Source organism: Methanosaeta sp. UBA458, assembly GCF_002496085.1.
Classification (GTDB): domain Archaea; phylum Halobacteriota; class Methanosarcinia; order Methanotrichales; family Methanotrichaceae; genus Methanothrix; species Methanothrix soehngenii.
On record NZ_DAIK01000149.1, the window covers coordinates 1 to 8,350 of the forward strand.

The 8,350-nt window shown below is 52.9% G+C and carries 8 protein-coding genes and 1 pseudogene; 3 read left to right on the plus strand and 6 right to left on the minus strand.

What is annotated here, in order from left to right:
• Positions 1-131 precede the first annotated feature (131 nt).
• The 3 genes and pseudogenes from BP822_RS11240 to BP822_RS12900 form a co-directional block, all read right to left on the minus strand.
• Complete coding sequence (locus BP822_RS11240) at positions 132-467, minus strand: hypothetical protein (protein ID WP_286878307.1); 336 nt, start codon at positions 465-467, stop codon at positions 132-134.
• A gap of 25 nt (positions 468-492) precedes the next feature.
• Positions 493-963, minus strand: a complete 471-nt coding sequence (locus tag BP822_RS11245) for a hypothetical protein (RefSeq protein ID WP_286857630.1) — start codon at positions 961-963, stop codon at positions 493-495.
• 77 nt (positions 964-1,040) lie between these two features.
• Positions 1,041-1,181, minus strand: a pseudogene (locus tag BP822_RS12900) (adenine methyltransferase); the annotation flags it as partial.
• Positions 1,182-1,245: 64 nt separating this feature from the next.
• Here BP822_RS12900 and BP822_RS11255 point away from each other — a divergent pair.
• Both BP822_RS11255 and BP822_RS11260 read left to right on the plus strand, forming a co-directional pair.
• Complete coding sequence (locus BP822_RS11255; RefSeq protein WP_157863615.1) at positions 1,246-1,566, plus strand: hypothetical protein; 321 nt, start codon at positions 1,246-1,248, stop codon at positions 1,564-1,566.
• 279 nt (positions 1,567-1,845) lie between these two features.
• A complete protein-coding gene (locus BP822_RS11260) occupies positions 1,846-2,073 on the plus strand; it encodes a type II toxin-antitoxin system HicB family antitoxin (protein ID WP_013718268.1) in 228 nt (75 codons plus the stop codon).
• A gap of 157 nt (positions 2,074-2,230) precedes the next feature.
• Here the strand turns inward: BP822_RS11260 and arcS are convergent, their stop codons facing one another.
• On the minus strand, positions 2,231-3,988 hold the full coding sequence (gene arcS / locus BP822_RS11265; protein ID WP_286878308.1) for an archaeosine synthase subunit alpha: 1,758 nt from the start codon (positions 3,986-3,988) through the stop codon (positions 2,231-2,233).
• Positions 3,985-5,424 (minus strand): tRNA guanosine(15) transglycosylase TgtA, encoded by a 1,440-nt coding sequence (gene tgtA / locus BP822_RS11270; protein ID WP_286878309.1) that lies wholly within the window; start codon positions 5,422-5,424, stop codon positions 3,985-3,987. Before tgtA ends, arcS begins: the two co-directional genes overlap by 4 nt.
• A 126-nt stretch (positions 5,425-5,550) precedes the next feature.
• On the opposite strand from tgtA, the gene BP822_RS11275 reads away from it, so the two are divergent.
• Positions 5,551-5,994 carry a hypothetical protein gene (locus tag BP822_RS11275; RefSeq protein WP_157863616.1) on the plus strand — a complete coding sequence of 148 codons (444 nt, stop codon included), beginning with the start codon at positions 5,551-5,553 and terminating at the stop codon, positions 5,992-5,994.
• A 14-nt stretch (positions 5,995-6,008) separates the two neighbouring features.
• Here BP822_RS11275 and BP822_RS11280 read toward each other — a convergent pair whose 3' ends face one another.
• Complete coding sequence (locus tag BP822_RS11280) at positions 6,009-8,000, minus strand: aconitate hydratase (RefSeq protein WP_286878310.1); 1,992 nt, start codon at positions 7,998-8,000, stop codon at positions 6,009-6,011.
• Between the last annotated feature and the right edge of the window lie 350 nt (positions 8,001-8,350).

Genomic DNA, 8,350 nt, shown 5'->3' on the forward strand with positions numbered 1-8,350 from the left:
CTGAAGAGCGGGGCTTCCAGCCCGTGTTTATGTGAGGAGCGCAAACTGCCCTCCGCCGCTACGATTGGATTGCTGAAACGACAATCGGAGCCATCTGTTGCCATCTCTCTGGTGCAAATTGAAGAATACTACTATTTCTCCTGCTGAAAAATCTGTTTCATCCTTTTTGACCCCAAACCCTTTGACCTGAAGATGCGTCTGATCCTTTTCTTTTGATAAGACAATATCTTGTCGTGCAGTGGATGATCCGGCCCCACCCTGAGAAGTGTTAAAGATACGACAAAGTTTTCCGGTAGATCCAGGAAGCAGGCTATGCCTCCTTCCTCTCCTGACTCGACTACATTAAGGATCTTCAATTCCTTTTCCGGTGTGACATCAAATCCATTCGCAATCAAGGTTTTGCTCAAATCGCGGCTGGCATAAGCGGTGATGGGCAGATTGGCCTTCATCTCGTCTATTAGCAGCATATTCCTCATCTCTTTCCGTATCCCATTATTCGAAGAGATGCTTTTCATCGAACAGGGTGCAGAATACATCCTTCTCGCTGATGCATCGATTGGGGCATACCTCGCAGATGCTGAGCATATGATCCCATGCATATGAGATTGCATCAGTCATTTTATTAACCATGTCATCGCCGATATCAGGGAAGAACGATTCTACGGGCTCGTATGAGATGCACACTTTTTCAATTTCGCCGGACAATTGCCTGAGAACTTCATCCTTCATTGCTTTTGTATAGTAAATGCAAAACTCCGCAAGGACCTCATCACTGATCTTTTTCCTTCTCAGCATGTAGGCAAGTTCATCTTTCATGCTATCATAAATCGACAAAGCTAATTCATAGCAAAACCAGTTCAGCTTAATCTTATCGTCCTGGCTGGAATAAAAAGAGGTTGGGCTGATCATATCCAAGCTGTTCTTTTCATTCTTTACCTTTCGTCTCTTCCTCACTCCTCTCATGCTCTTATCTCCCCTTGATGTGCCTGATCTCCACTGCCACTCCTCTCCTTGATCGGACCATCTCCCGGCCTGATCTCCTCATTTGTCTTGCCGTTCCAAACCAGCTCCACCTCGCGCTTATCCTCAAAGAGCAGAAAGCGGTACTTGTCTGGCAGGGGCTTATCGGCTTCTATGTAGCGGATTATCTCCTGCTGTTCTCTTTCGGTCAGGCGTGGCATGAGCATCTCCCTTACGTATATCTCGACAAAAATGTCGATTGCTTGGATGGTTTGCAGATTTCCTGTGACAGTCATAACGAAAAAGGTTTTGGTGTCTCAGAAGAAAACGCATATAGGCGAAATTATTAAGAATAGCAGAGAAGATAGTGATTCAATGGCAGCACGAGGCAGAATCAAGACTAAAAGAGAGGAATCCACCAGCGACCAGGGCTTAGACGCTCTGGAAGAGTGTGATGAATCGACCGCAGAGGAAATTCATGCACTCATCGAACTGGAAAAGGATGATTTTATCAGCCTTGAAGAATATGCGAAGAGACGCGGCCTGCGGTGCGCCAGGCCAGATAGCAATGCACCAGGGGGAAATAAGCATAAATTAGATGTATAAAAACAACTACAGATATGCAGAAGTCTCGGGTAGTTCGGATGGATTCCATTGGGCCTATTGAGAAGTGTAAGCGGCAAGGAAGCGATTAAGGCTTTCATCAAAGCAGGCGGAATAGTCCGCCGCGGAAAAGGTGATCATGTCAACATTAAAATGCCAAATGGATAGCTCATAACTATCCCAGTCTCAGGGAGTCTTAAGATTGGCCTGCTAAAGTCGGCAATTAGAAAGGCCGGCCTGGATGATGAAGAATTCATGATACTCTTGAAGGAGTGATTAATTATGGAATATACTATTTTGATCCATCAGGCGGAAGAGGGTGGCTTCTGGTCTGAAGTTCCCGCTCTTCCTGGATGCTACTCTCAAGGAGAAACAATAGATCAAACCCTGCAAAATACCAAGGAAGCCATCGAATCCCACCTGATAGCCCTGAAGGAAGATCTAGTGGCGGCCCCAATCGAGGAGAGTCTATTCATAGGAAAGGTTAGAGTGGAAGTCCCCGGCCTGTGATATTGCCTGATATCAGCAAATGAATCCAGTTCATTATATTGCCTAAAGGATTCATTTCTTGAGGGTCCTGCAGGCCCGATTCGCTGGGCACCTGAAAGGAAAACCATGAAAACCAGAGCGCGAGAGGCCCGTAAACCCGTTTGCGCTGGAGGCGCCTCTACCTCTCCTTTATGTGCCTGATCTCCACCGCCACTCCTCTCCTTGATGCCACCATCTCCCAGCCGGACATCTTCGCCCGGCCAATACCAAAGGCCTGCTCGCCTGTGATTATCACCTCATCTCCCGGCCGGATCTCTTCGTCTGCATCCACCACGCCCGGAGCGAGCAGCGAGCCTCGGGGCAGAAAGTCGCCGATCCTGACCGTATAGCGGCCCAGGGGTTCCAGGCGCTTTGCCCCCGCCATCGACAACGCCATGTTGCCGTTTATTGTCCAGGTGGCCAGAGGCCTCTTGTTCTCATCCTGAATCTCTCTGCCCCTCACCACTATCTTTCCCGCCAGCAGAGCATCGCCTGCACCCTGGCCGAAATAAAAGTCGGCATGGGCCCGGTAACGCAATAGCCGCAGATCTGGCAGGCGTGCTGCGTTACGGCATGCTTCTTTTATCGCTTCACCGAGGCGTGCCAGGGCTGGACCATTGGTTCCTCCGCCGGTATAGACGGCATCAATGCCGGATTCTCGCACCAGCTCCTCCAGCTCTCCATCCAGGTGGGCCACTATTCTGACATACCGGTTCTTTTTCAGGTAAGCTTTCAGGCACCCGGCCAGCCACGCTCTCTCCTCTCGATCCCAGCGGCCGGTGACGGGGACATCGTAGCTGGCAGCAGGATAAGCCTCCTCTAATTCCCGTGGCACGAGCGCCAGGGGCGAGGTCAGTATCAGCTCATGCAGATAGCGCCTGGCGGAGCCAATGGCCTCGGCGAAGAGGCGGTGTGATCGGGAGGTGGAGTAGGGCTTGCGAGCGGAGCAGGGCAGGAGCAGCAGCACATCGCTTTGCGGAGCCTGATATCTCTCTAAAACCCTTTCTGCGAATCGAGTGACCTCCACCCTCTGCAATGACTCGGCGCAGTTGGCATAAAAAGCGCTGCGCCGGCTGACGGGCGTCCTCCTCTCCAGATACCGGTGCTCCGCGTCCAGCAGGCGCAGGGCAGCGGTCTGGTCGGGCGTCACCCTCATCTGCCGCTCCACGTACTCCCTGATTGTTTGGGTGCGGACAGCTTCTCTGACCGCCAGCAGCTCCTCATCGAGCTTCTGGAGGTTATGGGCAACGAGGAGATCCGTCTCCTGTCTGGTCTCCTTCTCCCGCATCTTCTGGCAGTGAGGACAGAGGCAGAAAAGCTCATCCCTCTCGGCCAGCTCTTTGGCGCTCCAGACTCCGTCCCGGGTATGGTAACGGCCCAGGAGGCCATCTGCTATCATCCTGGTGCCATCAATGAGATCTATTCCCAAATAGACCAGAAGGGCCAGATTGGCGGGCGTGGCAAGAGCAGGTGCATAAAGAGCGCTATCTGGAGCAGTCTTATCCCTAACCCCGATGATCGCCTTCACCAGGTCTCTGGGATTCTTGAGGCTTCCGGCATTGCCCATCAGATAAACATCGGCCCCCTCCGGCGTCTTCTCTCTGAAGGGGTGGACGAGCAATCCTTTGGGGCCGTCCAAATCCATTGCGGGCAGCTCCAGGGCCGGCTCGGAGTGCAATGCTGAAGGGACGTAAGGCAAGATGGCCAGCTTCTTTTGATCCTTCAACCCCTCCTGAATAGCTATGGCCTCATCCAGGGAATTATAGCTATAGATGCTTCCTGCGGATAGGTAGTCGTCTGGAGTGATAACGCCGGGAGTGCTGATCTGCCTGTTCAGGAGGAGCTTTCCCATCCGAGCAGGGCCGTCGCGGCGGAGGATCTCGAAGTATTTTGTCATGGCATATGCACCTTGGGCAATTGCTCTAATCTTTCTTCAAGGTTGATCTTCAGCCGGAAGGTGAACCGGGCATCTGGATTGGCCTCGATCAGCCTTCTTGTGATCCTTACCGCTCGATCTATCGCCGCATCGTCAGCCTCCGCCGGGACTTCGGCGTTGAATGGATAGGTCTCCGAGAGTTGCGTCGGATAGGGTCCGAATGGTGGCTTGAAATTCAGGACGTTATCATAACCGCTCGGGTTCGCGTTTGGATCATCGGTGATCAGAACCTCGCCTTTCAGGCTGATCCGCTCGATCCTCCGGCCATGGCGGATGACCTCAGGCCGGCTTGCAGATTCTGGGCTCAGATAAAAAAATGTGGACTTGCTGGCTGAGTCCAGGCCCTCCAGCCAATCTCCATATGAGGCCAGCTGTTTCAGGCCGTCCAGCATGCGGGGATGAGACCGGCAGCGCGTCTCCAGAAGGTCCCATAGCGAGCCATCGCGAATGCTCTGCCGGACGAGCTTGATCTCCTGCAGGGAGACGTAAAGGTTGTGGCGGGCCAGCTCCCTCGATCTTTGGGGGCTATCCATCAGCTCCTGCTGGGTATATTTCAGGCAGACTGGGCAGGAGCAGGGAAGATGCTTCATCTCCTCCAGCTTCCGAGTTCCCTGGACGGTCAGATAGCGGCCCTCCCGGGCGTAGAGGGCATAAGCAGCGGAGTCGAAGAGGTCGCAGCCCATAGCAGCGGCTAGAGCAAAGATCATTGGGTGTCCAGCTCCGAAGAGATGGACTGGCACCCCCGAGCCCAAACCCTTCTTGGCAGAGACAACCACATCTACCAGATCCCTGAAACGGTAGGCCTCCATCAGAGGCACCACTCCTCCTATGGGATAAAGATCAAATCCGAGCTCTCGGGCGAATCTCCCCGCCCTTTCCCGGAGGTCGGGATAGGTAGATCCCTGAACCGGTCCGGCCAATAGGGCATCTCTCTTCAGGCCGGCTGCCTCCCGCAGTCGTTCCTCTGTGATATTCAACTCCGACTCCGCCCTCTCCCTGGAGACATCAGGTGGGGTGGGTATATCCAGGGGCACGGATATGTCTGATTTTATGGCAAACTGAAAATCAAGGATCTCCAGAGGCAGAACATCGATATCGCCATAGACGGAGAGCTGAAAGGCTCCTGAGTCGGTCATTATGGGCCCGGGAAAGCCCAGGAGATGGTGCAAGCCCTGCTCTATTGCTCCTTCCCTCAAGTCAGGATCCTGATTTATTATGTAGCTGTTGGTGATAACCATCTCCGCACCCATCGAGGCCAGCTCATCTGGAGGGATGAGGGGAAGGTGGGGATTTATCACAGGCATGAGCAGTGGTGTCTCGACGGTGCCATGAAGAGTAGAAAGCCGGCCGATCCTTCCGGCCAGATCTTTATGCAGTATCTCGAAGCGGTCCGGCATATGCAAATCCTTCACCAATAAGGAATAAATAGGTTGGGTCTGATCATCAGGGGATAAGGAAAACTGAATATAAGAGGATTGATTAATATGAAAAATATAACCGCATTGGTTACACTATTCTGCCTGATGGGCCTAGCAGGTGCCCAGGGTAGCGGCCTGGGAGATGGTTATAGCTCCACTCAAAGGGCATTCTTCAATGAACCAATCACCTCAACCTTTGAACCTTATGTGAATAACTACTGGAGCAATTATGTTGTCGGCAACAAGAACCAGAGCAGCCACGTCATGACCTCTGAAATGGATATGTGGGTAAACAACTTCCCCCTGATGTTCAGCACCCCTATGCAGCTTGATTCCACGAGCTTCAAGAGCAATGTCTCAACCATGGGCCTCAGCGAGAAAGAGAAGAACAGCCAGGCCCTGAAGACCGCGGTATACCGTGAACTGGGCCTGAACGATCTTGGCAAATTCGCTGCTGTAGCAGGCCTGAATGCCACCAGTGCCACTCCTGCAGTTGATGCTACAGGGAATCTGCTCTCTCAGAGTGTCATGTCGTTCTTCAACGTCTGAGCGGCTAATTTCATTTATTTTCTTGACATGACTGTAAAGGGCAAGAGTCCGCCGGCCAGGAGAATCATCCTCTGGCGACGAGAGAGGTTCATCTTCAGAACTAGCTCTTCTTCCTTTTTATTTTCTCCTTTCCTTCCCACTCCTTCTTCTCCTTTTCTGCTGCTTTCTGCATGGGCGAGCACACTATCTAGGCCCTTCTCTAAAGATCTGCGAATACCAGGGATTCTTATATTCGTTTTTTCCGGCAGCAGATTCCAGTCAGCCTCATTTTCAAAGGTAAACGGCACTATGCCGAAGTTCACCAGGTTAGCGGCATGTATCCTTTCTATGGATTTGGCGATCACCCCTTTCACTCCCAGGTACATGGGACACATGGCCGCATGCTCGCGGGATGAGCCCTGGCCATAGCTCAGGCCTGCCACGATCAGATTCTGGAAGCCTTGATCGCGGAGGGAGGATGCCCGGGAGAAGAAGTTCCTATCCAGTGGTTCAAAGACGAATTCTGCATACTTGGGAACGTTTGAGCGGTATTTGAGCCGGGACCCAGCAGGCATGATGTGATCAGTTGTTATCAGATCACCCACCCTTATGGTCACGGATCCTGCTATATCCTCTGGAAGTGGTTGGTTGACGGGAGGTTGGCCGATGTTCGGTCCGCGGCAGATCGTAGCTCTTGCCCTTTGCTCAGGTGCTAGTGGCGGGATGATCATCCTGTCATCGATATCGAAATGCTCGGGCATCTGAATTGCCGGGAACTCCATATCCAGCTCTCTTGGGTCAGTCAGCCTGCCGGTGAGAGCGGCAGCAGCAGCAACTACCGGGCTGGTCAAGTATACATTGGCGCTGGGAGTGCCGGATCGACCCATAAAATTGCGGTTGCTGGTGCGGACGGAGACGGAGTTGGTGCAAGGGGACATGCTGTTTCCAATGCAAAATCCGCAGGACGATTCCAATATTCTGGCCCCGAATGCTATCAGGTCGCTGAGGGCGCCATTTTTGGCAATGGCATTCAAGACCTGTCGCGATCCGGGGGCGATTCCTAAAGAAACGCCTTCAGGAAGCTTCTTTCCCCTCACCATCCTGGCCACCGTCATCAGGTCTACATAAGAGGAGTTGGTGCAGGAGCCTATCATCACCTGGTCTACAGCAAGATCCAGATCCAGGACTTTGATTATGTTCCCCGGGCTGTGGGGAGCGGCTGCCAGGGGCTCGATCTGGGCCAGGTCGATCTCCAGGCTGCGGTCGTAGGTGGCATCTTTGTCTGGGGCAAGAGGTTGCCATTGACTCTCTCTCTCCTGGGCAGCCAGGAACCTCTTGGTCTGCAGGTCGCTGGGGAATATGGATGTGGTCACTCCGGTCTCAGCTCCCATATTGGTGATGGTCGCTCTCTCCGGTACCGTCAGGCCGGCTATGCCATCGCCGGTATACTCGGAGACGAAGCCCACGTTTCCCTTTGTACTCAGGATCTGCAGTACCTTTAGCGCTACGTCTTTGGCTGTGGACCAGGGCCGGAGATTGCCCATTAGGTGGACATCGATCACTTTGGGGGCAGCGAGGTAGTATGCTCCTCCGCCCATTGCTACCGCCACATCCAGCCCGCCCGCACCCATGGCCAAAGAGCCCACCCCACCTGCGGTGGGGGTATGGCTGTCTGAGCCCAGAAGGGTCTTTCCCGGGCGGGCGAATCTTTCCAGATGGACCTGATGGCAGATGCCGTTTCCTGGACGAGAGAAGTATATGCCGTACTTCTTAGCGATTGACTCCAGGTAGGCATGGTCATCGGCGTTCTCGAATCCCACCTGGATGGTATTATGATCGACATAGCTCACGGAAAGCTCAGTGGCGATATCAGATAGCCCCATGGACTCGAACTGGAGATAAGCCATGGTGCCCGTAGCATCCTGGGTCAGCGTCTGGTCTATCTTTATGCCTATCTCTTTGCCCAGCTCGTAGGAGCCATCCGCGAGATGCTCTCGCAGGATCTTCTCAGTTAATGTGTAACCCATAAAAGACCTCCAGCAGACATATCAATCAGCTGGTGTCGACGATGATGATATTAATACTCGACGATTGTGGCGTTATATATGCGGCGGAATTCTTCGATCCATCTTCGGCGCAAGAATCGGTGTCTTATGCGGCGTGAGCAAAAAGGTTATATACCTCTGAGTTATTGGATGGGTTCGGCCCGCCTGAAAGGGTTGGGTGACAGGTCCTGTAGATATTGATTATGGGACCAAAGAATACGAGATCGGCCTGAAGCTGTCGCTGCGATTTTCTCAGCCTCAAAATCTGAGGTGCAGGGGAAAAGATTAAATACTGCAGGTGACTACCTATATGGGCCGCTTAGGCATCGCAT

Bases quoted from the DNA above. Each gene is read 5' to 3' on its own strand.
- BP822_RS11280 (WP_286878310.1), bottom strand. From the start codon at position 8,000: ATGGGTTACACATTAACTGAGAAGATCCTGCGAGAGCATCTCGCGGAT.
- BP822_RS11275 (WP_157863616.1), top strand. From the start codon at position 5,551: ATGGGCCTAGCAGGTGCCCAGGGTAGCGGCCTGGGAGATGGTTATAGC.
- BP822_RS11245 (WP_286857630.1), bottom strand. From the start codon at position 963: ATGAGAGGAGTGAGGAAGAGACGAAAGGTAAAGAATGAAAAGAACAGC.
- tgtA (WP_286878309.1), bottom strand. From the start codon at position 5,424: ATGCCGGACCGCTTCGAGATACTGCATAAAGATCTGGCCGGAAGGATC.
- arcS (WP_286878308.1), bottom strand. From the start codon at position 3,988: ATGACAAAATACTTCGAGATCCTCCGCCGCGACGGCCCTGCTCGGATG.
- BP822_RS11240 (WP_286878307.1), bottom strand. From the start codon at position 467: ATGCTGCTAATAGACGAGATGAAGGCCAATCTGCCCATCACCGCTTAT.
- BP822_RS11260 (WP_013718268.1), top strand. From the start codon at position 1,846: ATGGAATATACTATTTTGATCCATCAGGCGGAAGAGGGTGGCTTCTGG.